29 protein-coding genes are annotated in these 25,952 nt (G+C 41.4%); 23 read left to right on the forward strand and 6 right to left on the reverse strand.

Features of this window, described 5'->3' with window-relative positions; genetic code table 11:
• Positions 1-23: 23 nt before the first annotated feature.
• The 4 genes from argB to argH are packed head-to-tail and all read left to right on the forward strand — an operon-like array spanning position 24 to position 3,693.
• Positions 24-833: an acetylglutamate kinase gene (argB, locus tag ACLOAU_RS08720; RefSeq protein ID WP_427861479.1), complete on the forward strand. Its 810-nt coding sequence runs from the start codon at positions 24-26 to the stop codon at positions 831-833.
• A complete protein-coding gene (locus ACLOAU_RS08725; RefSeq protein WP_427861480.1) occupies positions 833-1,897 on the forward strand; it encodes a M20 family metallo-hydrolase in 1,065 nt (354 codons plus the stop codon). The genes argB and ACLOAU_RS08725 overlap by 1 nt, the downstream gene beginning before the upstream one ends.
• A gap of 43 nt (positions 1,898-1,940) precedes the next feature.
• Positions 1,941-2,336, forward strand: coding sequence for a four helix bundle protein (locus tag ACLOAU_RS08730; RefSeq protein ID WP_427861481.1), 396 nt, complete (start codon positions 1,941-1,943; stop codon positions 2,334-2,336).
• Positions 2,337-2,355: 19 nt separating this feature from the next.
• Positions 2,356-3,693: an argininosuccinate lyase gene (argH, locus tag ACLOAU_RS08735; protein WP_427861482.1), complete on the forward strand. Its 1,338-nt coding sequence runs from the start codon at positions 2,356-2,358 to the stop codon at positions 3,691-3,693.
• Between the two features lie 52 nt (positions 3,694-3,745).
• Here the strand turns inward: argH and ACLOAU_RS08740 are convergent, their stop codons facing one another.
• On the reverse strand, positions 3,746-4,138 hold the full coding sequence (locus ACLOAU_RS08740) for a DUF1801 domain-containing protein (RefSeq protein WP_427861483.1): 393 nt from the start codon (positions 4,136-4,138) through the stop codon (positions 3,746-3,748).
• Positions 4,139-4,251: 113 nt separating this feature from the next.
• Here ACLOAU_RS08740 and ACLOAU_RS08745 point away from each other — a divergent pair, with 113 nt between their 5' ends.
• A complete protein-coding gene (locus ACLOAU_RS08745; protein ID WP_427861484.1) occupies positions 4,252-7,068 on the forward strand; it encodes an outer membrane beta-barrel protein in 2,817 nt (938 codons plus the stop codon).
• A 3-nt stretch (positions 7,069-7,071) separates the two neighbouring features.
• Here ACLOAU_RS08745 and ACLOAU_RS08750 read toward each other — a convergent pair whose 3' ends face one another.
• The gene (locus ACLOAU_RS08750; RefSeq protein ID WP_427861485.1) at positions 7,072-8,070 is read right to left on the reverse strand and encodes a 2-hydroxyacid dehydrogenase; all 999 of its coding nucleotides are present in this window, start codon (positions 8,068-8,070) and stop codon (positions 7,072-7,074) included.
• Between the two features lie 85 nt (positions 8,071-8,155).
• Between ACLOAU_RS08750 and ACLOAU_RS08755 the strand changes: the two genes are divergently transcribed.
• The 5 genes from ACLOAU_RS08755 to ACLOAU_RS08775 all read left to right on the forward strand — a co-directional run bounded on the left by ACLOAU_RS08755 (position 8,156) and on the right by ACLOAU_RS08775 (position 11,935).
• Entirely contained in the window at positions 8,156-9,235 is a 1,080-nt protein-coding gene (locus tag ACLOAU_RS08755) for a peptidoglycan DD-metalloendopeptidase family protein (RefSeq protein ID WP_427861486.1), read from the forward strand.
• Between the two features lie 121 nt (positions 9,236-9,356).
• On the forward strand, positions 9,357-9,701 hold the full coding sequence (locus tag ACLOAU_RS08760) for a hypothetical protein (protein WP_427861487.1): 345 nt from the start codon (positions 9,357-9,359) through the stop codon (positions 9,699-9,701).
• A gap of 108 nt (positions 9,702-9,809) precedes the next feature.
• Entirely contained in the window at positions 9,810-10,259 is a 450-nt protein-coding gene (locus tag ACLOAU_RS08765; RefSeq protein ID WP_427861488.1) for a GNAT family N-acetyltransferase, read from the forward strand.
• Between the two features lie 97 nt (positions 10,260-10,356).
• Positions 10,357-10,656 (forward strand): hypothetical protein, encoded by a 300-nt coding sequence (locus tag ACLOAU_RS08770; RefSeq protein WP_427861489.1) that lies wholly within the window; start codon positions 10,357-10,359, stop codon positions 10,654-10,656.
• 238 nt (positions 10,657-10,894) lie between these two features.
• Entirely contained in the window at positions 10,895-11,935 is a 1,041-nt protein-coding gene (locus ACLOAU_RS08775) for a serine hydrolase domain-containing protein (protein ID WP_427861490.1), read from the forward strand.
• 94 nt (positions 11,936-12,029) lie between these two features.
• Here ACLOAU_RS08775 and cysK read toward each other — a convergent pair whose 3' ends face one another.
• On the reverse strand, positions 12,030-12,941 hold the full coding sequence (gene cysK / locus ACLOAU_RS08780; protein WP_427861491.1) for a cysteine synthase A: 912 nt from the start codon (positions 12,939-12,941) through the stop codon (positions 12,030-12,032).
• 80 nt (positions 12,942-13,021) lie between these two features.
• On the reverse strand, positions 13,022-13,855 hold the full coding sequence (locus tag ACLOAU_RS08785; protein ID WP_427861492.1) for a serine O-acetyltransferase: 834 nt from the start codon (positions 13,853-13,855) through the stop codon (positions 13,022-13,024).
• Between the two features lie 145 nt (positions 13,856-14,000).
• Between ACLOAU_RS08785 and ACLOAU_RS08790 the strand changes: the two genes are divergently transcribed.
• From ACLOAU_RS08790 to ACLOAU_RS08840, 11 genes are all read left to right on the forward strand, one after another.
• A complete protein-coding gene (locus ACLOAU_RS08790) occupies positions 14,001-14,840 on the forward strand; it encodes an ABC transporter ATP-binding protein (protein ID WP_427861493.1) in 840 nt (279 codons plus the stop codon).
• 14 nt (positions 14,841-14,854) lie between these two features.
• Positions 14,855-15,661, forward strand: a complete 807-nt coding sequence (locus tag ACLOAU_RS08795) for a hypothetical protein (protein WP_427861494.1) — start codon at positions 14,855-14,857, stop codon at positions 15,659-15,661.
• A 25-nt stretch (positions 15,662-15,686) separates the two neighbouring features.
• Positions 15,687-16,058 (forward strand): GntR family transcriptional regulator, encoded by a 372-nt coding sequence (locus tag ACLOAU_RS08800; RefSeq protein ID WP_427861495.1) that lies wholly within the window; start codon positions 15,687-15,689, stop codon positions 16,056-16,058.
• A gap of 17 nt (positions 16,059-16,075) precedes the next feature.
• Positions 16,076-16,879 carry a hypothetical protein gene (locus ACLOAU_RS08805; protein WP_427861496.1) on the forward strand — a complete coding sequence of 268 codons (804 nt, stop codon included), beginning with the start codon at positions 16,076-16,078 and terminating at the stop codon, positions 16,877-16,879.
• Positions 16,880-16,941: 62 nt separating this feature from the next.
• Complete coding sequence (locus ACLOAU_RS08810; protein ID WP_427861497.1) at positions 16,942-17,847, forward strand: ABC transporter ATP-binding protein; 906 nt, start codon at positions 16,942-16,944, stop codon at positions 17,845-17,847.
• A gap of 1 nt (position 17,848) precedes the next feature.
• A complete protein-coding gene (locus ACLOAU_RS08815) occupies positions 17,849-18,607 on the forward strand; it encodes an ABC transporter permease (RefSeq protein WP_427861498.1) in 759 nt (252 codons plus the stop codon).
• A 55-nt stretch (positions 18,608-18,662) separates the two neighbouring features.
• The gene (locus ACLOAU_RS08820) at positions 18,663-19,328 is read left to right on the forward strand and encodes a DUF2461 domain-containing protein (RefSeq protein ID WP_427861499.1); all 666 of its coding nucleotides are present in this window, start codon (positions 18,663-18,665) and stop codon (positions 19,326-19,328) included.
• Between the two features lie 105 nt (positions 19,329-19,433).
• Positions 19,434-19,958 carry a YceI family protein gene (locus ACLOAU_RS08825; RefSeq protein WP_427861500.1) on the forward strand — a complete coding sequence of 175 codons (525 nt, stop codon included), beginning with the start codon at positions 19,434-19,436 and terminating at the stop codon, positions 19,956-19,958.
• Between the two features lie 104 nt (positions 19,959-20,062).
• Positions 20,063-20,407 carry a DUF4157 domain-containing protein gene (locus tag ACLOAU_RS08830; protein WP_427861501.1) on the forward strand — a complete coding sequence of 115 codons (345 nt, stop codon included), beginning with the start codon at positions 20,063-20,065 and terminating at the stop codon, positions 20,405-20,407.
• An 86-nt stretch (positions 20,408-20,493) separates the two neighbouring features.
• Entirely contained in the window at positions 20,494-21,282 is a 789-nt protein-coding gene (locus tag ACLOAU_RS08835; protein ID WP_427861502.1) for a glycerophosphodiester phosphodiesterase, read from the forward strand.
• 35 nt (positions 21,283-21,317) lie between these two features.
• Positions 21,318-21,689, forward strand: coding sequence for an outer membrane protein assembly factor BamB family protein (locus ACLOAU_RS08840; protein ID WP_427861503.1), 372 nt, complete (start codon positions 21,318-21,320; stop codon positions 21,687-21,689).
• Here ACLOAU_RS08840 and ACLOAU_RS08845 read toward each other — a convergent pair whose 3' ends face one another.
• The gene (locus ACLOAU_RS08845; RefSeq protein ID WP_427861504.1) at positions 21,690-22,484 is read right to left on the reverse strand and encodes a hypothetical protein; all 795 of its coding nucleotides are present in this window, start codon (positions 22,482-22,484) and stop codon (positions 21,690-21,692) included.
• A 33-nt stretch (positions 22,485-22,517) separates the two neighbouring features.
• Positions 22,518-23,297: a biotin--[acetyl-CoA-carboxylase] ligase gene (locus ACLOAU_RS08850; RefSeq protein WP_427861505.1), complete on the reverse strand. Its 780-nt coding sequence runs from the start codon at positions 23,295-23,297 to the stop codon at positions 22,518-22,520.
• A gap of 140 nt (positions 23,298-23,437) precedes the next feature.
• Here ACLOAU_RS08850 and rsfS point away from each other — a divergent pair, with 140 nt between their 5' ends.
• Together rsfS and ftsH are read left to right on the forward strand one after the other, a co-directional pair.
• The gene (rsfS, locus tag ACLOAU_RS08855) at positions 23,438-23,836 is read left to right on the forward strand and encodes a ribosome silencing factor (protein ID WP_427861506.1); all 399 of its coding nucleotides are present in this window, start codon (positions 23,438-23,440) and stop codon (positions 23,834-23,836) included.
• Between the two features lie 60 nt (positions 23,837-23,896).
• Positions 23,897-25,951 (forward strand): ATP-dependent zinc metalloprotease FtsH, encoded by a 2,055-nt coding sequence (gene ftsH / locus ACLOAU_RS08860; RefSeq protein ID WP_427861507.1) that lies wholly within the window; start codon positions 23,897-23,899, stop codon positions 25,949-25,951.
• Position 25,952: the final 1 nt, after the last annotated feature.

Consider the following 25,952-nt stretch of genomic DNA (forward strand, 5'->3'; position numbering starts at 1 on the left):
AGTAATTTTATATAGAAAGAAATATGTCAGAAACTCTCTTTGTAGTAAAAATAGGTGGCAACGTTATTGACAGCCCTGAAGCGCTGCAGGCTTTCCTTAAAGACTTTGCAATGGTGAAAGGCCATAAGATACTAATCCATGGAGGCGGCAAGATTGCTACCAAAATAGGAGACCAGTTAGGAGTGCCATCTAAATACATTAATGGTCGACGCATTACAGATGATAATACTATTGATATTGTAACGATGGTGTATGGCGGAATGGTCAATAAAAAAATAGTAGCGCAATTACAGGCCTTGCAAACCAATGCCATTGGCTTGACCGGTGCTGATGCTAATACGATACCTGCCACAAAAAGACCATTAAAGATCATAAATGGCGAAAGCGTTGACTTTGGCTGGGTTGGTGATGTAGACCATTCAAAGTTTGAGGGTCAAAACTTAAAATTACTAATAGAGGCTGGACTTACTCCCGTATTTGCACCACTTACACACGATGGACAGGGGCATATTTTAAATACGAATGCAGACACTATCGCTTCAACGCTGGCAGTGGGTTTGTCATCGTTGTATGACGTACGATTGATTTACTGCTTTGAAAAGAAGGGCGTATTGGAAGACGTGAATAACGAAGACTCTGTAATAAGAAATATCAACAAAGAAAAGTACGAGCAACTACTGGCAGAGAACAAATTATTTGAAGGCATTCTGCCTAAAATAGATAATGCGTTTGACGCTATCAATGCCGGTGTAAAAGAGGTATTGATTGGTCATGCAGCCGATTTGGTTAAAAATACTACTGAAGCAACTGAAGGAACATTAATTACCCGCTAATGAATGAGCAAACATTATACACGAGTGCGGTAGCACTATTAAAGCAATTAATACAAACTTCCAGCTTTAGTAAAGAAGAACAGGAGACAGCGGAACATATTAAACAGCACTTATTGCAATTTGGTATTACAGCCGAACAGCGGGGAAATAATATCATTGCTAAAAATAAATTTTTCGATCCTGCTAAACCTACTGTACTGCTCAACTCGCATCATGATACAGTAAAGCCCAACCCCAATTATACTTTAGATCCTTTTGATCCCATTGAAAAAGAAGGGAAATTATTTGGACTGGGAAGTAATGATGCAGGTGGTTGTCTGGTATCCTTAATTGCTACTTTTATTCATTTCTATGACAAGCCTTCGCTGCCTTATAACGTGATGTTGGTAGCAAGCGCTGAAGAAGAGATATCTGGTTACAATGGTATTGAGGCTGTAGTAAAAGAATTGCCACCCATTGATTTTGCCATAGTAGGCGAACCCACTTTAATGCAGATGGCAGTTGCGGAACGGGGCCTGATGGTGTTAGATGCCGTTGCTCATGGCAAAGCCGGGCATGCCGCCCGCAACGAGGGTGAAAACGCCATTGGCAAAGCTATAAAGGATATTGAATGGTTTCATACGTACCAGTTCGATAAAGTATCGCCACTCTTAGGTCCTAATAAAATGTCGGTTACTGTAATTGAAACAGAAAATAAAGCACATAACGTAGTGCCCGCTATCTGTAAATATGTGGTAGATGTACGCGTGAATGAGTTGTACACTTTTGATGCAGTAATTGCAGTAATTGGGCAGCATGTACAAAGCGAGATCAAACCCAGGTCTACACGTTTAAAATCTACTTCTATTGCTACAGACCACCCTATCATTAAAGCAGGCCTGTCCATGGGTAAAACAATGTATGGCTCTCCCACTACTTCAGACAAGGCCCTGATGCCCTTTCCTGCCTTAAAAATGGGTCCCGGCGACAGCGCCCGCAGTCATTCTGCCGATGAATTCATTTATCTTGAGGAAATAGAAAAAGGAATAAAAGATTATATTGAAATAATGAGGTTAATATTCTAATTACAGGTTGTTGGTTGCAGGTTACAGACTTTAAACATGCCTTATGAAAAGCTGTAAAGGCTTAAACATTTATAAAGAAGCACATGGGCTGGCAAACGAAGTACATCGCCTAAGTTTGCTTTTACCTAAATTTGAATTATACGAAGAGGGAAGTCAGATAAGACACTCATCAAAAGCAGTTTCCAAAGCTATTGTAGAGGGGTATGGAAGAAGAAAACATAAAGGGAAATTTATACGTTATCTCACCTTCTCTCAATCGGAATGTGATGAAACGATGGAGCACCTGGATTTGTTGTATGAAACAAGGTCCTTTACTGATAAAGATCTTTATGATAAATTGAAAGAAAAATATATTGGCTTAAGCAAACAAATTAATAAGTTCATCGAATGGGTAAATAAAAACTGGAATAATTTTCCTTCCGATGAGATAAACCAATAACCTGAAACTTGTAACTCAAATGAAACTCTGGCAAAAAGATAAAGCAGCGCTTAAAGAAGTAGAAACTTTTACTGTAGGTAAGGATAGGGAAATGGATTTATACCTGGCACCGTTTGATGTGCTGGGATCATTGGCCCATACCCGTATGCTGGAATCTGTAGGCTTGTTAGATCAAAAAGACCTCACCGATCTGCAGGCAGCCCTCAAAGAAATTTATCAGCAAATAGAAAAAGGGGAATTTACCTTACAGGATAACGTAGAGGATATTCACTCACAGGTAGAATTGATGCTTACCCAAAAACTGGGCGATGCCGGTAAAAAAATACATAGCGCCAGAAGCCGTAATGACCAGGTTTTGGTAGATATCAAGTTGTTTTTACGTAGTGAAATTGAAACGATTGTTAATGCGATTCTCCCTCTTTTTGACCTGTTGCAAACACAGAGTGAAAAATTTAAAGAACATTTATACCCGGGCTATACGCATTTACAATTAGCTATGCCTTCATCATTTGGTCTTTGGTTTGGCGCCTATGCGGAAGGACTGGTAGATGATATGCTGACGCTGAAAGCAGCTTTTGAAGTGGTAAATAAAAACCCCCTCGGTTCGGCTGCGGGATACGGCTCTTCTTTCCCTATCAACCGGCAAATGACTACCAACCTGCTGGGATTTTCCAGTCTTAATTATAATGTGGTGTATGCTCAGATGGGCAGAGGTAAGGCGGAGCGTATTGTGGCGCAGGCGCTGGCCAATATTGCAGACACATTGTCAAGACTGAGCATGGACATGACCTTGTACCTGAACCAGAATTTTGCTTTTGTAAGCTTTCCTGCTGAGTTAACTACGGGCAGCAGCATTATGCCGCATAAAAAAAACCCTGATGTATTTGAACTCATCCGCTCTCATTGCAATCGCGTTAAAGCATTGCCAAATGAAATAGCAATGATGACCACTAACCTGCCATCGGGCTATCACAGGGATCTGCAGTTGCTGAAAGAACATTTATTCCCCGCATTCAAAACATTAAAAGACTGCATTGAGATGGCGGGCCTGATGCTCTCCAATATCGATATCAAAAAAGATATACTGGCAGATGAAAAGTATAAATACCTGTTTACGGTAGACCTGGTAAATCAACTGGTGTTACAGGGCGTTACGTTCCGCGACGCCTATATACAAGTAGGCAGATCGGTAGAAGATGGTACTTATACAGTACCTGAACAAACTCCCGTCAGCAATCCACATGAAGGGTCTATTCAAAACCTTTGTACAAAAGAAATAAAGAGTTTGATGGATAAGGCGGTGAGCGATTTCAATTTTGAAAAGGTGCATGAGGCTATAAAAAGCCTGTTACAGTAAATCATTTACAAAAAGAGCCGGGATGTTTGCCTGGCTCTAATTATACTCCCAATCATTTCAGTCGCTCTAGTTTTCCCTTTCTCTTCACCAGGTTTTTATAATCCCATTGTATTTCCCTGGCTTTTTTCAACCAACGTTTCAAATCTTTTATATTAATCTGGTCTTTAGACGTATAAGTAATAGACGCATCCTTAAACTTTCCTGTTCCGGGCGTCAAAAGCGGTTCCTCAAAATCTGCCCCGCTCCAAAACATTAACCGAAGTCCTGCTTTTAATTTGCTATAACCTGCCACCGGGTTACCCTCCAAAAACCAAACTGGGTGCGCGTGCCATATCTTACTTTCTGCGTCTGGCAACCCTTTATCTATTTGTTGCGCCAATTCAGCACAGATCGCTGCATCGTCGGCAGCCTGTGCAGCGTTATATGATTCAATATCTTTATGCATACTACCTTTTGTACGGAAAATTACACCATTTATAAAAAGTTGGAGCAATAACTGTAACATTCTGGAACTCTTTACGATTACTAGTAATTATGTTTATCGTATCCAAACCACTAATGAGACATTTTTTGTATTTGCTAACTGCGGTTGCGTGCCTTTTCTTTTCCGGCGCTTCTTTTGCCCAGGGCTCTGTTAAGGGCAAACTGGTAGATGGTACCAACCAAAAACCATTATATATGGCTACCGTTACCGTTTTTAAAGCTGCTGACACTTCGATGGTTACTTACAGGCTGAGTGGTGAAGATGGAAGTTTCAAACTACCGGGGCTTGCGGCAAACTTACCCTATCGTATTATTGTCTCTTTTAGCGGTTATGCAGTACATCGCCAGCAATTTCAGTTAAAGGCAGATTCGTTAGATATAGACCTGGGCGCCATAACCATGCAGCCTGCTGCCACCCAATTAGATGAAGTACTGGTAATTGCTGAAAGGCCGCCCATGGTGATCAGGAGAGACACGGTAGAGTTTAACGCCAATGCCTTTAAAACTTTACCCAATGCAATGGTGGAAGACCTGCTTAAAAAATTGCCAGGTGTACAGGTAGATAAGCAGGGTAATATTATGGTAAATGGCAAACGTGTGAACCGGATATTAGTGGATGGCAAGAACTTCTTTGGCAGCGATCCCAAAATGGCTTCGCGCAATCTTCCTTCCAATGTGATCGATAAAATACAGGTTACCGATGATAAAGATGAATTACTGGAGCGGGGTGATGATAACCTGAATAACGTAGGAAAAGTGATCAACCTCACCTTTAAAAAAGGAGTAAAAAAAGGTATGTTTGGTAAGGCCTATGGCGGTGGCGGATCAGGTATTAACGGCGGCCGTTATGAGGGCGGCGCTATTGCTAATATATTCAGGGATACCCTGCAGGTAAGTCTTTTGGGATATACCAATAACCTGAACCGCCCGGGATTTGGCTGGGCTGACCTGATGCAGACCGGCGGCTTGCAACGCAATCGTGATGTAAGCGGCGGCGGTAACAACAATACCAATAATTCTAATTTTGGATCTACTATTTCCATTAACGGCATTAACTTCGGCGGTATGTCCCGCATGGGAGGCGTAACTACCAGTAATGGCCTGGGTTTTAATCTCAATCATTCTCCTAATAATAAAAAAGCCTTTTTCGCGCAATATTATTTGGGAGGAGTTAAAACAGATGTGGAAAGCAACACCACCACCAGAATTTCCAATGGAGACACGATCATAACCAACAAGTCTTTGTACGATGCGAAAGTGAAGGGACTAACCCATACATTCGGCGCGGGTATCAACCTTAAGCCGGATACCGTTACCACCATTAATGCTACTGCCAATTATATACTGGCCACCGAAAGAACCAACAGCATTAATAACCAAAGCGGTGAGAATAACCTGTTGGGTTTGTTGAATGAAGGCGCTGTAGGTATTAATGGCAAAACAGGCAACAATATATTAAGACAGAGCTTTTCCATTACCCGATTATCCAAGAAGAAAGCCGGGCGACGTATTTCATTAGTCCAGGGCCTTACCTGGAATAGCCGGTCTGTGGATAATTACACCGATGCTGAAATTAATTATCGCCAGCCCAGGCAATATGATAGTCTTATTAACCAGTTAAGACAGGAGCGGGTACCCGCCTGGTTTGCCTATGCCGGTGTTAACTACCGGGAACCGCTTGCCAAAAAGCTTTTCCTGCGTGCCGGAGCCCGTTATGAATATGAAAACCTAAAGAATGATATTACTACCCTGGATAAACAGGGCACCGTTTACAATACACGCAATAATGACCTGAGCAGTGATTTCTCAAGGAACAGTAATCGTTATTTCTTAAGTACCGGTTTGGAATTAAAATTGAAAGACCTGGCTATTACACCAGGCGTAAGGTATCAATATCAGCAGTTTGATAACAAACTTTCTTTTGTTGCAAACCCGGTAGTACAAAGATTAAATAATGTGCTGCCCCAATTAGAGATCACCTATCGTAAGCTTACGGTAAATTACAACAGAGATATTGTGTTGCCAGATTATACCTACATGATACCCGTAAGAAACAATACCAATCCTTACCTGGTAAACCTGGGCAATACCGATCTGTTGCCTGCCGTAATGGACAGGATTAATGTGAATCTTAACACCTTTAACCCCAAAAACAATCTGAATGTATGGAGCTGGGGTGAGGCCTGGGTAGCGAACAACGATGTAGTGCAGAGTATTATTATGGATGCGAGTGGGTTACAAACTATCCAACCGATCAACGCTGATGGCAGCAAGCGCATCGCCGCCAATTTTGGTCTGAACCAGGATATCAAATACAAAAACAGTTTTACTTTCTCCTGGAATGTAGGCACCTGGACAGAATACAGGGAAAACCCGTTTTACTATAATAACCAGGAAAGTAAGCAGAGAAGATTGCTGAGCAATATATGGAGCAACATAGGATTTAACTGGGATGATAAACTGGAAGTTATTCCGGCCTACTCTTTTTCTTATATGCAGGTGAAGAACACTAATCCATTATTTACAACGCAAAGCAGCTTTGATCAAACTATAGGTATTGAAACCATCATGCGCTATATCAAGCATGTGATATTCGATAGCGAGTTACGGTATCTCAATAATAATGCATTTGCCAACCCAGAGTATCGCCGTATGTTTATGTGGAATGCCGGCGTCAACTTTACTTTCTTTAAAGATGAAAGGGCCGTATTAAGAATATTTGCCAACGACATTCTCAATCAGGCCCGTAATACAGATATCATCCCCAATCAAAATACCGTGCGTACCATTTATAGCAATATTATAGGTCAGTACTTTATGGCCACCTTTACTTATAACCTGCGTCCTTCGGGCGCTAAAGGAAAGGTAGGCGGCGGGTGGTCGTTATTTTAAGGCCTACACAACAAGGGCTCCTTTTGTAGCAGGCTGCTCACCTTTATCAAGAGTTGCTATACTACTCAGCGTTACCGTCGCTATCTGCGCTAAGGCTTCTCTGGTAAAAAAAGCCTGGTGGGCAGTTACCAACACATTGGGAAAGCTCATCAGGCGTTGTATCATATCATCCTGGATAATATGGGTAGAAAGGTCTTTAAAAAACAGTTGTTCTTCCTGCTCGTATACGTCAATGCCCAGGTAACCAATATGCCCGGTTTTTAAAGCATCTATCACATCTTTGGTGTCGATCAATTTACCGCGACCCGTATTAATGATCATTACTCCTTTTTTCATATACGGAATCGTTTGCTTATCAATCAGGTGGCTGGTCTGCTCTGTAAGCGGGCAGTGCAGGGAGATGATATCGCTCTGCTGTAATAGTTCTATTAACGGCAGAAAAACTACGCCTTCGGCTTCCAGGTTTTTATCGGCAATCAAATCAAAAGCGAGCACCTTACACCCCATCCCCAACATCATCCGGCAAAAAGCTTTCCCTATATTACCGGTGCCGACTACTCCAACGGTTTTCTGATAAAGGTTAAAACCTAATAGTCCCTGCAAGGAAAAGTTCTGCTCGCGTACCCGGTTATACGCTTTATGCGTTTTACGGTTTAGCGTCATCACCATCGCCAATGCATGTTCAGCTACTGCCTCAGGTGAGTAAGCCGGTACACGACACACCCTGATGCCGAGTTCATGCGCAGCTTCTATATCCAGGTTATTAAAACCGGCACATCTCAGCGCTATCATTTTTACCCCTTTTGCAGCCAGGGCTTCCAATACCTGCCTGTTCAGTTTGTCGTTTACAAAAGTGCAAATCACTGCACTATCCTGCACCATTTCCACCGTAGGTGCACTTAACTCTGTATCAAAAAATTCAAGTTCGAATCCGTATACTTCATTGGCATGCTGGAAGCTTTCTGTATCGTAAGGTTTTGCAGAGAAGAATGTAATTTTCAATGTTGAAGGTTATATGTTAAAAAGGCAAATTTAGTCATCTGCTTTCTATCTACATCTCCGGCACAGTTTTGTATTTTTAAAGCGTATGAAACGCTGGCCCTTTTATTTATTGCTGATCTTCCTCATCCCTGCCTGCAAGCAAATACGCCCGTTGCTGCATATTACGGTTCGTGGGAAATATGAAAGCGGCTTTAGCAAAAAGGACATTCTGTTTAAATTATGGAAAGCATCACACAAGCGTGTCATGGCAAACCCGCTGCAGGTAGAGCTACCCTACATTGCAAGCATACAAATAAAACATGTTGACGCTTCAGCCCTGGTTTATACTGCGGCGGTAAAAAAGGGAGAACAGCTGATAGCTGAAATCAGAAAGCCGGCTGATACCAGCTATTTTATACTGGAGTTTTTCAACGGCAATGCTGCTGCAGGTGAAAGGCTCCTGACCGAATTGCCGGAAAAGGCCGGCAGTACGCGTTGGATTGCTCGCTATGATGACAGTGTACGCATCAGTTTGCAACCGGGTATAAATGACTCAGGTATTTATCACATCAAGTTCTATAAACAACCAGCCTACCAATTTCCTGTAGCCGGTAAAAGCAACAATGCTATTCAAAGTTTTTGGGGAGCCAATCGTGATGGAGGAGTACGCTCACATGAGGGCATTGATATTTTTGCACCAAGAGGTACACCTATAGTGTCGGTGGCCGATGGCCGCATTGGTTTTGCGGGTGAAAAAGGGCTGGGAGGCAAACAGGTATGGTTGCGTGAAAACCTTGCCGGCTTTAATGTATATTATGCCCACCTCGACAGCTTTATAGTAAACAGTGGTGATGCGGTAAAACTTGGCGACACACTGGGTTTCGTAGGTAGTACGGGTAATGCTGCGGGAGGTGCCCCACATCTGCATTTCGGCATATATGGCGATGGCGGTGCGGTTGATCCTTTGGCTTTTGTAAAGGAGTTGCCTATTCCTGGCGATCAGGTATTTACCATCGATCCACATGCTAAACCAGCCCGCAGCGGGCCGCTTCGCAAAGGCCCCGGCACTAAATATCCCATAATCATACAGCTCAATAAAAATGAACCACTTAAATTGCAGGCAATATCGGGCAACTGGCTGCATGTAACAGTAAGAGATAGTATTGCGGGGTTTGTGCCGAAATAGCGGGAATGATAGTTTTGTGCTAAGTGTTAATGAACTGGTATTAAACAGTTGGACCTGGAACGAATGATACCAGCCGTTGGCACGTTATAGACCGTATGTCATCAATTGTATGCTTATGAAAATGAAGAAAAGATTTAAAATAGCCGCAGTTATCTTATGTCTATTCCTGGTTTTTAGATTTGTAAACCCGGATATAGCCACAAACATTAAAGTTCAGGACTGTGACAGCAAATATAAAAAGTCGGTATTCGGGCGTGATCACGAAGGCTATAATTATCACAATGCAAAAATGGACATTGCTACATGTTTATGTGAAAAATATACAGCTACAAAGGATAAAAAATATGCAACCGAAATCGGAAAAATATTAAACGAATTTGAAGCCTATGAAAACATTAAAAACGAACCGGTAGAAGACATCTGTAGAAACGCCGACAGTGTATTTATCTACTGGTATTATGAATAAGCCGGCTGGACCGTGACGCGCCCTTACTTAAAAGGATTACTATAACGGTATTAAAAAGCGAAACACATAAATTTACCCTGGCAATACTCAGATAAGAATAAAGAATACATGATTACGATTTGCAGAACGAACTCGGAAAATAAAGATTTCCTGAATTTAGTATTCGAGCTGGACAAGGACCTGGCCAAACGAAACGGTGATACGAACGATTTCTTTGCACAGTTCAATAAAACAGACCTGATTAAAAATGTTGTTGTAGCTATCAGCGACAATACACCTGCAGGCTGTGGTGCTATGAAGCCCTATGACCACTATGCCATGGAAATAAAGAGAATATTTGTACAGCCCGACATGAGGGGCAAAGGCATTGCTATGGCCGTGCTGCAAGAGCTGGAAGCGTGGGCCAAAGATCTGGGGTATAAAAAGTGCGTATTAGAAACCGGTAAGCAAATGACCGAAGCCATCAGGCTTTATCAAAAAACCGGTTATCAAACCATCCCCAATTATGGTTCGTACGAAAATGTGGCAAGCAGTATTTGTTTTGAAAAAGTTTTATGAGTACAAAGATTTGATGATCACTACCGATACTATTGATAACTCAACCGGAGCGCGGTCGCCCAAACTTAAACTACTCTTCGTGTGTACAATAAATAGAATGAGAAGTGCTACAGCTGATACTATCTTTAGAGAAGATAAGAGATTCGAAGTAAGATCAGCAGGAACCGATAAAACGGCCAATACAGTTCTGTCACAAGAAATATTAGGCTGGGCAGATAGTATTATAGTTATGGAAAGGCATCACAGAAATCATATAAGAAAACACTTTCCGGATGTTTACCAAAACAAAAAGATTGTCTGCTTATACATTCCAGACGATTATGATTATATGCAACCAGAATTAATTGAAATGCTACAAGCTAAAGTAGAAGACATTCTCAGAAGAAAACTCATCTGACATCTCTCTGTAGATCTAAGTCCCATCAGGGACTACCTATTGGTATCTGAATTTTAACGCTACGATGCGCGTGCTATAGGTACGCAACGCTGATTGCCGCTAATGCAAAACAATCCATACTGGAAAAATGATTACATTAGCAAAGGGGGCTGGCGCAACAAGATCGCCCAATTGCAACTAAGGTTATCAATTAGTTTTTTGCCGGGAATCTATTCCCCTTCATTAAACATATACTAAAATGAACAAATTACTGCTTTGTCTGCTACTACCCGCCTTGTCTTTTGCACAGGTTGACAGTACCGATATCATTGTTAAGCAAATGATGGAGCAGCAAAAAATTGTAGGGCTTTCGCTGGCGGTTATCAAAAACGGTAAAGCTGTTGTTAACAAAGGGTACGGTTGGGCTAATGCAGAATTAGAGGTGCCTGTAAATTCAGAAACGGTAATCCGGCTGGGCTCTGTAAGCAAACAGTTTTTCACCACCGCTATTCTAAAATTAATGGAAGAGGGAGAATTGAGTATTGATGATTCTGTACACCGGTTTTTTCCTGACGCCCCGGAAAGCTGGCGGCCCATCACTGTAAAACACCTAATGTCCCACACATCTGGTCTGCAAAGAGAAGGGCCTGCTTATGACAATAACAAAATTCAGCCGGATATTGATATTATAAGATCAGCCTACGATCTTCCACTTGTATTTAAAGCTGGTGAAAAGTTCCAGTACTGTAACCTGGGTTACTTTATGCTGGCAGAAATTATAACAAGGGTGAGTGGAATGCCCTGGCAGGACTATATTCATCAAGCGTTATTTATACCCGCAGGAATGCACAATAGTTACGTTACTGATTTTTATCAAATCATTCCCCGGCGGGCTAATGGGTATATGCACCGTAAAGACACACTCGTTAATGCAACAGCCATGTATGCCATACGGCCTAGCGGCGGTTTTCTTTCCACATCATCTGATATGATTAAATGGGAAAAAGCTATGCGGGAGAAAAAAACCATTCTCAAAAAAGCCAACTGGGAAAAATTATGGCAACCTTATATCAAAGCCTCCGATAAAGCGGAGTCAAAAGAATACTATGGTTTGGGTTGGTTTGTGGAAGAATATAAAGGATATCATTTAATTCAGCATGGAGGTGCTAATATAGGTTTCAGATCGGTATTTACTTATTTCGCAAACGATGGACTTTCGATTATTATTCTCACGAATACCGATGAAGCCAATCCCCGTACTATAGCCAATAAGCTCGCTGACTATTATTTCAGAAAGTAAATATTTTATATGTCACTTTAGGGTAAGCCGAATTAACAGCATCATATAAAAAAAACATTTATGCTACATATAAAATCGGTGCCAGCAAGAGTAATTAATAAAGTCCTTCAATGCTCAAATATCTTTCTCCCGTATCATAGTTAAAAGTGAGTACTGTAGCTCCTTCCGGAATTTCAGGAAGCTTTTTCGCAACCGCAGCTAATGCCGCGCCCGTAGATATACCTACAAAAATTCCTTCTTCTTTGGCCAATCTTTTAGCGTATTCGAAAGACTCATCCTTACCTACAGTAATAGCGCCGTCCAGAACTTCGGTTTTTAATATGCCCGGAATAAAACCTGCTCCCAGACCTTGCAAGGGGTGCGGACCCGGTGCGCCGCCGCTGATAACGGGTGATAGTTCGGGTTCTACAGCAAATACTTTAAGATTGGGAAATTGCTCTTTTAATATCTCTGCAACGCCGGTTATATGACCGCCGGTACCCACGCCCGTGATCAGGTAGTCTATCCCTTCCGGAAAATCCTGCAGTATTTCAGCTGCTGTTGTTTTGCGGTGTATAGCTGTATTAGCTTCGTTATTGAACTGCTGCGGAACCCATGCGTTGGGGGTAGTGGCTGCCAGCTCATTGGCTTTTTCAATAGCTCCTGTCATACCTCTCTCGCGTGGCGTTAATACAAATTCGGCTCCATACACGCTCATCAGCTTCCTGCGTTCCACGCTCATGCTTTCAGGCATCACCAGTATTAATTTATATCCCTTTACTGCAGCAACCAGGGCTAATCCGATACCTGTATTCCCACTGGTAGGTTCAATAATAACAGAGTCTTTATGTAATAAGCCTTTTTGCTCAGCATCTTCTATCATTGCCAGGGCAATACGGTCTTTAATGCTGCCGCCGGGGTTAGCTTTTTCCAGTTTTATCCATACCTTATGAGTATTGCCAAAAAGGCGATTGATTTGAACATGCGGCGTGTTGCCGATCGTTTGCAGGATGTTTTGCGCTTTCATTTTTTTAAGTTGACTGATTACAGATTCTAGTTGACTGAAGGAGTAGCTATCGCGGCAGTTGCCTGTCAACGATTCTCTGTTTATATTACAAAATTTAATACCGAATCATCAGGTGGTAAAAGATCTTTAACGCTTATTTCGCTTTTATGGTACACCACCGAGTTGCGTGGTACACTATTCGTTAACCAAACGTTACCTCCAATGATACTATCTTTTCCTATTGTAGTATCGCCACCCAATATGGTTGCACCAGAGTAAATGACCACATTGTCTTCAATGGTAGGATGGCGCTTGGTGGTAGCCAGGGTTTTAGCCACACTCAATGCACCAAGGGTTACGCCCTGGTAAACTTTTACGTGGTTGCCTATAAGGGATGTCTCTCCAATTACAACACCGGTGCCATGGTCAATGCTAAAGGAATGACCTATTGTTGCGCCGGGATGTATATCAATGCCTGTTTTACCATGGGCATACTCGCTGAAAAGACGTGGTAATACAGGCACTTCGAGCTCGTGTAACTGGTGCGATAGCCGATAAACCGCTGTAGCGTAAAACCCGGGATAGGCGGCCATTACTTCTTCGAGCGATTTTGCCGCGGGGTCAGACTGTAAAAGGGCTTCGGCATCTTTTAACAGCAAGCTAAAGAGAGACGGCAGTGATTCAAAATAGCTATCTCTTATATCCTGTATTACCTCAGGAACCTCAATTACATCCTGCAACAAATGGGTAAACTTATCCTTCAGAGAGGTGAATTGGTCTCTTAGCTGCGCCTCGCATTTATGATCAATATCATTCGGGAGAAACAGTACGGTATACAACTCATCTATAAAGCTCTCCACTGCCCCTTTATCAGGGAAACCGGAAAAGCACCTGGAATTTCTATTGAATAGAAACTTGATAAAATCTTCACTCATTTTTATCCTATTAACACAGTAGACAAAAATAGCTGATAAAAAGGGAATTGGAAAATGAAGGTTTTTTAAAAAGAAAATTTGGAAAGCTAAAAACTAGCGCTATATTTGTACTGTACTACATAAATAGTACACCAAATCACTAGTTATGATAACGATCAATAACCTCCACTTTTCTTACAAAAAAAAGAAAATCTTTAATGGTCTTTCTTTGTCATTTTCGCCGGGGCATATTTATGGTTTGCTTGGTAAAAACGGTACCGGTAAATCTACTTTGTTGAAAAATATAATAGGCTCTTTATTTCCCAGACAGGGAAAAATTAATGCATTGGGCTATGAGCCAGGTAAAAGACAGCCTGCTTTTTTACAGGACGCTTTTATTGTTCCGGAAGAATTTTATTTACCTGATGTTGCTATAGAAAAGTTTGTTTCATGCAATGCGCCATTTTATCCAAAATTTTCCAGGCAGCAGTTCAATACGTATTTGCAGGAGTTCGATATTCCGCTGGAGAACAGCTTACAGCAAATGAGCTATGGCCAGAAAAAGAAGGTACTGATTAGCTTTGCACTGGCCTGCAATACTTCCATCCTGTTAATGGATGAACCTTCGAACGGACTGGATATTATGAGTAAAAGCCAGTTTAGAAAGGTAATAGCCGGTGCGATCGATGATAATAAATGTGTGATCATTAGTACGCACCAGGTAAAAGACCTCGAAAACCTGATAGACCGGATCACCATTATTGATGAGGGGAATATTTTATTTGATCAGACTATGGATGAGATCAGCTCTAAACTTTCGTTTAGAATTTCATTTGACGATGAAGATACCCGGAATGCTTTTTATAAAGAAGAATCTTTAAAAGGCAATGTAATTGTAGCCGCTAATACCTATCGTGAAGACTCCAAAATAGATCTTGAATTACTGTACAAAGCAGTTGTTACAAACGGCAAAAATGTTAATACCGTATTCAAAAACCAACCTTAAACCTTAATATCTGTATGAGTGCAAATTTCAGTTTTAAAAGAATCATTCAATTGATTGGAAAGCAGTGGGGCGAAAACCGTCGTATGTACCTTATGTCTGTGTTGGCTTTGATGGGATTGTTGGGTATTGTATTTGGTTTTTGGGCTGTGAACGGTGGCTCTAATTATAATGAAGAGTCGGCATATATTATAGGTCTATTTGGCCTTTTCATAACGGGGGCAATTTTCGCGAGTACTGCTTTTAACATGTTAGGAAGTAAGGATAAAGGCATCTACTGGATCAGTTTCCCAGCCAGTCACCTTGAAAAATTCCTGGCTACCTGGTTTTTTAATTTTTTGGTATTCTCCGTTGTATACCTGGTTTGTTTTTTACTATTAAAAACAGGTGTTGAGTCCTATATCCAGGCATTGATTGACAAGGATCATGTGAAGTATACTTATAAGCGTTTGAACTGGAATAATAAGAATGGAATTAACGCGGTTTTGCCCTACTTTATCAGCGCCTTTTTTGCAGTGCAGGCAGCATTCTTATTAGGCTCTGTTGCTTTTAAGCGATTCTCATTTATTATTACCATTGTGATTATTGCGACTTTCCTGTTTTTATTTATTTACTATGTTTCAAAGATCGCCAACAGCGCGTTAGCAAATTATAACTGGAATCTTTTTTCATTAAGAGATCCTTACGTCCGGGGTGAAGAGACGTATAAAGAATATACCCTATCGCCGGTTATCAAAGAAAGTATCCAGTTCTTCCTTCAATTTTTGATAGCACCGTTTATGTGGTTGATTACCTGGGTTAAGCTGAAAGAAAAACAAATCTAATTCATCCCTATTGAAATAAATATTTATGCAATTTGATAATAATGCACAGGCTATTTACCTGCAAATAGCAGATTATGTGTGCGAAAAAATACTGTTGAAAGAATGGCCTCCGGATGCCAAGATCCCGAGTGTGAGGGAGTTGGCAATGCAGCTGGAAGTGAATCCCAATACGGTTGCGCGTTCTTATGATTTCCTGAAACAGCAAGAGATTATCCAGGACAAAAGAGGTATAGGATACTTTATTACGGCTGAGGGAGCTAAAACAGCTGCAGCGTATCGCAAGCAGGAATTTCTGGAAAAAGAATTGCCGTCGCTCTTCAGGAATATGTACCTGTTGGGGATTGATCCCGATGATCTGAAACAGAAATACGAAAAATTTAAAAAACAGTACTCATAGTACATTAAATGATTACGATGAAGACGAGTAATAAATTATTAATAGGCCTTGTATTACTGCTTTTTTCACTCCCATTAATACTAATGATGGGTTTTAAAGCTGCTGTAAAGAACAACCACTATGTTGTGAGAAGCAATACAGGTTATGAAGTATCTGAACCTAAAGAGGTGAAAGCCTTTACTGCTATTAAGCTTAACGGGAATGTTCCTGCAAGCAATGATATTGGTTTAAGAACCAATATTATATATGGGGAAAAGTTTGGGTATTCAATCAATAACTATAATGAGAATCATCCTGAAGAGGGTAGGATTGATAGCTGCAGGATCAGTTGGGCGGGCGATACAATTGTAGTCAATTATGATCTTAAAGCATTCGACAAAATTAATTCTTCAAACTATTTTAATGGCGTTGAAATAGATATAACTATTCCCCATGCGGTTCCTGTTATAGCAAATGGTGCTACTGTTATTGTGAACATCGATACTAGTGCCGTAGCGCTGGGTGCTATGAGCTTTCAACTATCTAACGGAGCAATATTAAATGTGGAGAGGCTTAGTGCAGATCAATGGGGAAGAATGGACGACCAGTCGCTAAAGAAATTCATAAAACTGCAGACGCTTTTCTCAGATATAACCATTAACGCCAATAATGCATCTATCAAGATAGCAGACCAGGTAAATATAAAAAACCTAAAGCTTAACTTAAACGGAAAGTCTACTGTTAATTTTTCGGAAGCGGTTGCTATTGATACGTTAAGCGGGCATATATCTGAAGCATCATTTTTTAATGCGCCCTACAGGTTCAGTAAATTTTTAAAATAAAGAAGGGATCGACACAATTAATGACCTATCCTTAATCTGCTAAAACCAGGTAATCACAATCTATGTTTTCTATCGAAGCTTCTAACCTGGTATACCGGTTCGGGAACGGGCAAGCCGTGCTCAATAACGTGACTTTACAAGTGCCTGAAGGATCCATTTATGGTTTTTTAGGTCCTAATGGTGCCGGAAAAACTACCACGCTAAAACTTATACTTGGTTTGATCCGTAAGCAACAAGGAACCGTAAAAATACTGGGAGAGGATTTTAGTCAAAACCGGATTGGTATTCTTCGTAAAGTAGGTAGTTTAATTGAGTCTCCCTCTGTTTATACGCATCTTTCAGCAACAGATAACTTAAAGGTCTTTCAAAATGTATACAAGGTTTCCCGGTCGAGAATTTCAGAAGTGTTGAATATTACCGGTCTTGGGGATACCCGTAATAAAAAGGCGGGACAGTTTTCACTGGGGATGAAGCAACGGCTGGCTATTGCTATAGCATTGCTTAATAATCCATCGTTGCTCATACTCGATGAACCCACTAATGGTCTTGACCCGAACGGTATTATTGAAGTACGTGAAATGTTGCAGCAATTGAACCGGGATCAGGGAACAACTATTTTAGTATCTAGTCATTTACTTTCTGAGATAGATAAAATGGCTACTCATATAGGGCTGATACACCAGGGTGCAATGCTGTTTGAAGGAACGATGAACGAGCTCAGGGCAAAAAAGACCAGGACTTCTTCCGTTATTTACAGGACTAATAATACAGAAAAAGTAGCCGGTATCTTTTCCGGGAAAGGTATCCCATTTGAAAAAAATAAGGAGTCGGTTAAAATTCCTTTTCAGCAAAAAGAAATAACGGCACAACTAACACGCGATCTTGTTTTGGAAAATATTGATGTGTACGAAGTTGCTATTGAGGCGGATGATTTGGAAACCATATTTATGCAAACTATAACCGGTTAAAATGGCAACATTTTTAAATGCAATACAAAGCGAGTGGCTAAAAACAAAAAACAGTGCCGCATCCTGGTTATGTATTATTGGCGGTTTCCTGATCCCGCTGATTTATTGCATTAATTTTTTCAGAACGGGCAAAAGTATTAATGGAGAAACGAATCCGGATATATGGCAGGTGTACTTTAAACAGCTTTGGATGAGTATGTCTTTCTTCCTGCTCCCGATGGGTGTAATGCTTGCCGCCAGCCTGATAGCACAGGTGGAGTTTAGAAATAATACCTGGAAGCAGCTCAACGTGACACCCCAAAAGTATAGTACTATTTACGCGGCTAAGTTATCTGTGCTGCTGCTGATGACATTTAAGTTCTTCCTGTATTTCAATATAGGTATCATTCTTTCTGCAGTAATACCCTGCCTGGTTTACGATCATCGATTCCCCGATCAGGCCATACCATGGTCCCATTTTTTAAAGGTAAACGGATATTACTTACTGTCCTGTATTCCTATTATCACGCTTCAATACATAATCAGCTTTCGCATAAAAAACTTTATTGCACCCCTGGGGCTAGGGCTGGCCGGCATTGTAATGACGCTTACGGCTTTAAAATGGCGATACATTTATTTCAGTCCCTATAGCTACAGTATGCTTTATTCAAGGGATGGAGATCTTGCAACAGATACTCTTATCATTTATTCAACCCTTTATTTCCTGTTATTTACCATAGCCGGATACGGTATCTATGTGTTTCAAAAAATAAAAGGGTAGGAGTGAGGTAGCTGTTTTCTGCTATTCTGATTAATTTAGCCGAAACAATTCGACTATGTTACAATCATCTACCCTGCAGTTTTTAAAAGACTTAAAGCTTAATAATAATAAATCCTGGTTCGATGACAACCGCAAAAATTATGAAAAGGCTCGCCAGGACTTTGCTGCGTTTATTGATACGGTAATTCAAAAGTTTTCGAAAACAGATCCATCAATTTCACACCTGGCCGCGAAAGACTGTATGTTTCGCATTAACAGGGACATCCGTTTTTCGAAAGATAAAACGCCGTATAAAACCAACTTCGGGGCCTTTATTAACAGCGAAGGAAAAAAATCGATGACTCCCGGTTATTATTTTCACCTGGAGCCAGGAGCCAGTTTCACCGGAGGCGGTATGTGGCAACCACCGGCGGATATGCTGGCCAAAGTAAGACAGGAAATAGATTATAACCTTGCCGATTTTGAAAAGATCATTCTATCCAAGAAATTTAAAACAACCTATGGCAGCCTGTCGGTAGAAGAGGGGCAGGTGCTATCGCGTGTACCCAAAGGATACGAGACCGATAATCCCGCTGCCGAATACCTGAAACATAAAAGTTTTGTGGCACTTACAAATATTGCTGATGCGGACCTGACCAGCAAAGCCCTGCTGACAAAAGTTACCGGAGCTTTTGAGATCCTGCTGCCACTCAATAATTATTTAAACAATGCCCTGGGCTAGCTTTAACGTTGTTTTATCAGATTGCGGGATTTTCTTAACCTACATTAATTGCTGTTGCAACAATGAAATGTAGCTTTGTGTTCTAAATCACAAAAAATAAATTTTATGGCAACTTGGACAATAGATGCAATGCACTCAGAAGTAGGTTTCAAAGTAAAACACCTGGTAATTTCAACGGTTTCGGGGAAATTCAAAAATTTTGAGGGAACAGTGGTAGCAGAGAAAGATGATTTTTCTGATGCTAAAATTACGTTTAGCGCAGATGTGGACAGTATTGATACCGGTGTTGAACAAAGAGATGCACACTTAAAAGGTGCTGATTTTTTTGAAGCAGAAACCTACCCTAAACTGACATTCGTTTCTACAGCAATCGAAAAAGATGGCGATGATTACAAGCTTACGGGTGATCTGACTTTAAAAGGAGTTACCAAATCGGTTACTTTTAATGTAGAGCACGGTGGCGTTGGCCTGAGTATGTATGGACAAACCGTAGGTGGTTTTGAAGTTACCGGTAAAATCAATCGTAAAGAGTTTGGTCTTACCTGGAACGCTGTTACAGAAGCAGGCGGTATCGCAGTAAGCGAAGATGTTAAACTGATCGCGAATATCGAAATAGTAAAAGAAGCTTAATAGATAAGAAGGGAAATTAGAAGAAGCGGCCTCCATTCGGAGGCCGTTTTTGTATGTCTTACCGTCCCGGTCTGACCATACAGACGTAAATTTTTCTTAGTTTTATGCCAGTGCAATCATTCACCATAAAAGAAAACTCATTTATAGCAAAGCTGGCTGCCCGAAAGTTGCGCAGCAAAAACGTGGCGATCGTTTTGGGAAGCCGTATTCATTTATATGGCGTTACAAAAGGGACCTTCCTTAATAACCAAAGATGGCTGCGTCATGAATTAAAGCATATCGAACAATACAAGCGTCTGGGCTTTCTTCGCTTTATTGCTGTCTATCTCTGGCAAACCTTGAAAGTAGGGTACTATAAGTGCGGGCTTGAATGCGAGGCAAGGGCCGCAGAAAATGATGAAACTATTGAAGGTCGATTCATCATTTCAAGTAACAGTATCCATGACTAGCCAATCAGTACCAAAAAGTGCATTATCAAATTATAAAGAATTATCTTGCTGACTGGTTCGATCTTTTCAAAATATAATTTCGCTGTATGAAGCATATACTCCTGTCCCTCCTGGTGGCGGTTTTTGTTAGCGGTTGTTCTACACAGAAGGCCGCAGTAACCACATCAATTCCCTTTATGAATAAAGTTATTGCGCACCGCGGTGCTTTCAAGAATACCGGTGCTCCCGAGAATTCTATTGCCTCGCTGAAAGCGGCCATAGCTATGGGTTGTGGTGGTACCGAGTTCGATATACACATGACCAGCGACGAAGTGTTGGTGGTAAATCATGATGATAAGTTTCTGGGCATGGAAATAGAAACCAATACCTACCAGCAGTTATTGTCCAAAACCTTACCGAACGGAGAAAAAATTCCTACGCTTGAAGCTTATTTAAAGGAGGGGTACGGACAAAAGAAAACCATAATGGTGGCTGAAATAAAAACATCGAAAGTTAGCAAGGATCGATCGCTACGCCTGGCAACCAAAGTAGTGGAACTGGTTCGGAGGTTCAAAGGACAGGCACAAACGGTTTACATTGCGTTTGATTACGACGTATGTAAGAAAGTACGGGAGCTGGAGCCCCGCGCGCCCGTTCAATATTTAAATGGGGATGCATCTGCCGAAAAGTTGAAAGCAGATAAGCTTGATGCGGACTATCACTATAGCGTTTTTCAGAAAGATAAAAACTGGATCAAAAATGCCAAAACTTTGGGGGTAAAAACAAACGCATGGACAGTAAATGATGAAAAGATAATGGATGATTTCCTGGCACAGGGTATCGATTTTATTACCACAAACGAACCAGAGCTGCTACTGAAAAAGCTCTCTAAATAAGGCCTTTAATTGCCAATTGCATAACTTTAGAAAATATGAGAACAGATAACAAGTTGTTTATTTTGAGCAATGGCAGGGTAGCTGCTATTGATAAGAAAACAGGTGAAATAGCATGGGAGGTGAAGTTGAAGGAGCACATTAAAACCTCAATGAGCTATGCAGTTGGGCAAATCTTTCTAGAAGACGATAAGCTTTATATCGGTGTATCAGGCATATTGCTTTGCCTGAGCGCAAAGGATGGCTCTTTCCGCTGGAAAAATGAATTGAAAGGTTGGGGATATAGCTTTATCAGCATTGCAAATGCCAATACCGGTGCCGCAGCGCAGGACCAGGCAAATGCTGCAGCTATAGCGGCGTCGGCGGCGGCTATTGCAGCAACAACCGCTGCTACTACAGCGTCTTCTTAACTAAAACCCGGTGATATTATAGCCAATACCCAGCTCTGCCTGGATCGGCCGGCTTTTCCGATGAACATCGTCTGATGTGTTTTGTTTTTCGTAAAGTGAACTGAACCATTTTTGTCCACCTGCCACTAGGTACAGGCGGTGCGTTATATGATATTTTGCTGAAAGCGTTGCACCGATCAGTAATTTGTTCGCGTCACCCCTGGCCTCAAAAATGCCATCTTCATATCCCTCTTTCGATGGGTCTGTATCGAGCAGTATAGTATTCGTGTATTTTTTACTCAATAGATAATTAAGCTGTGGGCCTGCTGTTACGGTAAACCTGCTCCACTTTTTTGAAACGTTAAATGCGCGGGATGTGAGATATAACATTTTTGTATCACCATAATCAGGTTCAATACTTTTTAAATCAATAAGCCTAACCTGGTCTCCTGCACCTGGTGCGCCTGAATATTCAGGAATGCCAATAAATCCGTTGTAAGTGTAATAAACCTGATTTACCCCAAGCGACAGGCTGAGGCTCCAATTGTTTTGAAGCATTTTTTCTACCGCAATATCTGCAAAAAATCCCGGCCGTTTTTGAATACGGGTCTCGCGCGCAGACATACTTCTTATTTGGCCGGCTGTATTAAGTTGATAATACCCTGGTATTGAAAAGTTCTCTGCGTACACATTGGTATTGTCAAATTTGGAGATAAACGTTGTGTTAACGCCCGCTTGTATATTGACTTTATATTTTTGTGCGTTTAAAGTGAGACCCGAAGTAAGTAATAAAGCAGCGATGGCCGGCCTTTTCATAAGCTCATGTTTGGAATGTAAATTTAAATGTATTTAATGTATCAGCCACTGTACTTCTCCAAAGTCAAACGATAGCATCACAGTATCAACCTGAACCTGGAGCTTGCCATCAGGTAACACTCCTTTTACTACACCCGCAAATCTGTTGCCTTCCTTTTCAAAAAATACTGTTTCGTCTTTTTTATACAGGAAACGGTTGTATTCAGTCATCAGTTGGGTCATATCTGCCTGATCGTATCGCTGCAATACTTCGTCCCTCAACTCGCAGGCTATCGGGAGGCAATCAAAGCTTTTTCCGGTGATCTGCCTCAGCGATACAGGTTGTCGATCTGTCACCTCAGAGAAATCAACCTGGTTAATATTCATTCCAATACCTGCCACTGCCCATTTCCAGTCTCTGCCGCTGATTATATTTTCAATTAAAATACCACATGCTTTGCGGTTACTGAAATAAATATCATTGGGCCATTTAATAGCTATATCGCTTTTTGCATATCGTTCAAAAACAGTTCTTACGGCTAATGCCACACATGCAACCAGTGAAAATTGCTGATGTAAACCTATTTTTTCAGGATTTAGTACCACGCTCAAATGAACGTTTTCGCCTTTGTGCGACTGCCAGGTTTTGCCCCGCTGACCTTTACCTGCATACTGCTCATGCGCAAAAACCGCCGATCCATGCTGCAGGGTTTCCTGACGCTCCGTCAGGTCAGCCTGCTTTAACAGGCTTAGGGCATAATTATTGGTGCTATCGATGGATAAAAGTTCGATTACAGGCGGAAAAGGGCAATTATCTGCTGATTGTTGTGCCAATATTCGCTATTTTTGAGCAAATTAAATAAGGAATCCTGAAACACGGATAAAATAAAGTGATGAGCCGGAAATAGCCGTCACATCTAATGTTTCACTTTTCGGTACTAAATGTCTTCTTATAATTAAAATCGCATCTTCTATTGGAACCATTGGCTTCGCTAACAAAACGCAGAAATTTATCTGGAAAGCTTACAAAAAATTCTAAATTATTCAAATCCATCATTGCCGCCATACAGGAAAAGAAGGGAGAGAATATCGTTTCACTGGATTTAAGGAAAATTCCGGAAGCTGTAGCTGATTTTTTTATCGTATGCGAGGCTACCAGCCAACCGCAGGTAAAAGCTATTGCTGATAATATAGAGGAGCGCGTAAAGGAAAATTGCGGCGAGAACGTCTTCCATAAAGAAGGGTTTCAAAGTATGCAATGGGTACTGGTAGATTTCGTGGATGTGGTGATACATATTATGCAGCCCGAAACCCGTAAATTTTATAATCTCGAAGAAATGTGGAGCGATGCTGTGGTGGAAGAGCATCAATAATTATTTAAAGTCTTAATAAACAATTTACAAGGTTTTTACCTTATACATCAAACAGAAAAAATGGCGAAGCAGGAAAAGAGAAACCCGTTTTCAAATAATAATAACAATAACACACCGGGAGAGCCGAAAAAGGGACCGAAATTCGGTAGCTATTGGGCTTTCATCATTATACTGGCGATTATGCTGGCCTTCCAGTTCCTGAATCCCCTGGGATCATCGAGGCAGGAGATCAACATCACCCAATTCGAAAATATGGTGTTGAAAGGACATGTTGCCAGATATTCGATCGTAAATAATAAAGACATTGTGCGCGTATGGATCAAGCCAGATTCTTTGGCTACTTATCCCAATGCCGAAAAAACAATGGTGAAGGCCGGTGATGAAAATCCCCAGTTTTATTTTGAGGTTACCAGCGGTGATAAATTTATCGACCAGATGGATGATTTCTTCAAAGCTCATCCGGGAGTAGCAAAACCTATATCAGAAACTAAAAGTGACAACGACTTTTTAGGTAAAGCAATAGGGTATCTGCTACCATTTGTATTGTTACTGGGCGTTTGGATATTGCTGATGCGCAAAATGAGTGGCGGTGCAGGCGGCGCTGGCGGTCCGGGTGGCATATTTAGCATTGGTAAATCAAAAGCCACTTTATTTGATAAAGGAACCAAGGTAAATATAACGTTTGCAGATGTGGCAGGATTAGATGAGGCGAAAGTAGAGGTAATGGAAATTGTGGATTTCCTCCGCAATCCCAAAAAATACACCAGTCTTGGAGGTAAAATTCCTAAGGGTGCCTTACTGGTAGGTCCTCCGGGTACCGGTAAAACCTTGCTGGCCAAGGCTATGGCGGGTGAAGCGCAGGTTCCTTTCTTCAGCCTCAGTGGCTCCGATTTCGTGGAGATGTTTGTGGGTGTGGGTGCCAGCCGTGTACGCGATCTGTTTAAGCAGGCCCGTGAAAAAGCGCCTTGTGTAATTTTTATAGATGAGATTGATGCTATCGGTCGTGCCCGTGGCAAAAATGCCATGATGAGCAACGATGAGCGCGAGAGTACCCTGAACCAGATGCTGGTAGAAATGGATGGCTTTGGCACCGATTCGGGTATTATTGTGTTAGCAGCTACCAACAGGCCAGACGTACTGGACTCCGCTTTATTAAGGCCGGGCAGGTTCGACAGGCAGATATCTATTGATAAGCCGGATTTGGCAGGACGTGAAGCGATATTTAAAGTGCATTTGAAAGAGATCAAAACTTCACAAAATCTGGATATACATAAATTAGCAGCTCAAACACCCGGCTTTGCGGGTGCCGATATTGCGAATGTTTGTAACGAAGCGGCCTTAATTGCCGCCAGAAACGGGAAGACTGAAGTAGAGATGCAGGACTTTAATGATGCCATCGATCGTATCATTGGAGGTTTGGAAAAGAAAAATAAAATTATTTTACCAGACGAAAAGCGGGTAATTGCTTATCACGAAGCTGGCCATGCGGTAACCGGCTGGTTTTTAGAACATGCACATCCGCTTTTAAAAGTAACCATTGTACCGCGCGGTACTGCTGCTTTAGGTTTCGCACAATACCTGCCTAAAGAGAAATACCTGACGCTTACAGAAGAGCTGGAAGACGACATGTGTATGACTTTAGGAGGCCGTGCAGCTGAGCAGGTGTTCTTTGGGAAAATTTCAACAGGAGCATTAAGCGATTTACAGCAGGTAACGCGTACAGCCTATGCAATGGTTAGTATTTATGGTATGAATGAGCAAATTGGTAATATTTCGTTCTACGATCCTCAGAGCGAGGGCAGTTTCCAGAAACCATATAGTGAGGAAACGGGTAAGCTGATCGACCAGGAAGTGAAAAAGTTGTCTGATACTGCTTATGCAAGGTCTAAAGCCCTGATTGAAGAAAAGAAAGAAGAAGTGCGCATTATTGCAGAAGCATTGCTGGAAAAAGAAGTGTTATTTAAAGATGACCTGGAGCGATTGATCGGAAAGCGTCCTTTTGAAGAGAAAAAAGCACTGGCAGACGTAGTATTACCCACTACCAGTGGAGACGCAGATGTGAGCGCATTACCTCCTTACAATAACACAAACACGGCTTCACCCAACCAGGAATAAA

This window comes from Paraniabella aurantiaca (assembly GCF_050309965.1).
Classification (GTDB): Bacteria; Bacteroidota; Bacteroidia; order Chitinophagales; family Chitinophagaceae; genus Niabella.

Excerpts from the sequence above, each read along its gene's own strand:
- argB (WP_427861479.1), top strand. The coding sequence starts at position 24 with ATGTCAGAAACTCTCTTTGTAGTAAAAATAGGTGGCAACGTTATTGAC.
- ACLOAU_RS08725 (WP_427861480.1), top strand. The coding sequence starts at position 833 with ATGAATGAGCAAACATTATACACGAGTGCGGTAGCACTATTAAAGCAA.
- ACLOAU_RS08730 (WP_427861481.1), top strand. The coding sequence starts at position 1,941 with ATGAAAAGCTGTAAAGGCTTAAACATTTATAAAGAAGCACATGGGCTG.
- argH (WP_427861482.1), top strand. The coding sequence starts at position 2,356 with ATGAAACTCTGGCAAAAAGATAAAGCAGCGCTTAAAGAAGTAGAAACT.
- ACLOAU_RS08740 (WP_427861483.1), bottom strand. The coding sequence starts at position 4,138 with ATGCATAAAGATATTGAATCATATAACGCTGCACAGGCTGCCGACGAT.
- ACLOAU_RS08745 (WP_427861484.1), top strand. The coding sequence starts at position 4,252 with ATGAGACATTTTTTGTATTTGCTAACTGCGGTTGCGTGCCTTTTCTTT.
- ACLOAU_RS08755 (WP_427861486.1), top strand. The coding sequence starts at position 8,156 with ATGAAACGCTGGCCCTTTTATTTATTGCTGATCTTCCTCATCCCTGCC.
- ACLOAU_RS08760 (WP_427861487.1), top strand. The coding sequence starts at position 9,357 with ATGAAGAAAAGATTTAAAATAGCCGCAGTTATCTTATGTCTATTCCTG.
- ACLOAU_RS08765 (WP_427861488.1), top strand. The coding sequence starts at position 9,810 with ATGATTACGATTTGCAGAACGAACTCGGAAAATAAAGATTTCCTGAAT.
- ACLOAU_RS08770 (WP_427861489.1), top strand. The coding sequence starts at position 10,357 with ATGAGAAGTGCTACAGCTGATACTATCTTTAGAGAAGATAAGAGATTC.
- ACLOAU_RS08775 (WP_427861490.1), top strand. The coding sequence starts at position 10,895 with ATGAACAAATTACTGCTTTGTCTGCTACTACCCGCCTTGTCTTTTGCA.
- cysK (WP_427861491.1), bottom strand. The coding sequence starts at position 12,941 with ATGAAAGCGCAAAACATCCTGCAAACGATCGGCAACACGCCGCATGTT.
- ACLOAU_RS08785 (WP_427861492.1), bottom strand. The coding sequence starts at position 13,855 with ATGAGTGAAGATTTTATCAAGTTTCTATTCAATAGAAATTCCAGGTGC.
- ACLOAU_RS08790 (WP_427861493.1), top strand. The coding sequence starts at position 14,001 with ATGATAACGATCAATAACCTCCACTTTTCTTACAAAAAAAAGAAAATC.
- ACLOAU_RS08795 (WP_427861494.1), top strand. The coding sequence starts at position 14,855 with ATGAGTGCAAATTTCAGTTTTAAAAGAATCATTCAATTGATTGGAAAG.
- ACLOAU_RS08800 (WP_427861495.1), top strand. The coding sequence starts at position 15,687 with ATGCAATTTGATAATAATGCACAGGCTATTTACCTGCAAATAGCAGAT.
- ACLOAU_RS08805 (WP_427861496.1), top strand. The coding sequence starts at position 16,076 with ATGAAGACGAGTAATAAATTATTAATAGGCCTTGTATTACTGCTTTTT.
- ACLOAU_RS08810 (WP_427861497.1), top strand. The coding sequence starts at position 16,942 with ATGTTTTCTATCGAAGCTTCTAACCTGGTATACCGGTTCGGGAACGGG.
- ACLOAU_RS08815 (WP_427861498.1), top strand. The coding sequence starts at position 17,849 with ATGGCAACATTTTTAAATGCAATACAAAGCGAGTGGCTAAAAACAAAA.
- ACLOAU_RS08820 (WP_427861499.1), top strand. The coding sequence starts at position 18,663 with ATGTTACAATCATCTACCCTGCAGTTTTTAAAAGACTTAAAGCTTAAT.
- ACLOAU_RS08825 (WP_427861500.1), top strand. The coding sequence starts at position 19,434 with ATGGCAACTTGGACAATAGATGCAATGCACTCAGAAGTAGGTTTCAAA.
- ACLOAU_RS08830 (WP_427861501.1), top strand. The coding sequence starts at position 20,063 with ATGCCAGTGCAATCATTCACCATAAAAGAAAACTCATTTATAGCAAAG.
- ACLOAU_RS08835 (WP_427861502.1), top strand. The coding sequence starts at position 20,494 with ATGAAGCATATACTCCTGTCCCTCCTGGTGGCGGTTTTTGTTAGCGGT.
- ACLOAU_RS08840 (WP_427861503.1), top strand. The coding sequence starts at position 21,318 with ATGAGAACAGATAACAAGTTGTTTATTTTGAGCAATGGCAGGGTAGCT.
- ACLOAU_RS08845 (WP_427861504.1), bottom strand. The coding sequence starts at position 22,484 with ATGAAAAGGCCGGCCATCGCTGCTTTATTACTTACTTCGGGTCTCACT.
- ftsH (WP_427861507.1), top strand. The coding sequence starts at position 23,897 with ATGGCGAAGCAGGAAAAGAGAAACCCGTTTTCAAATAATAATAACAAT.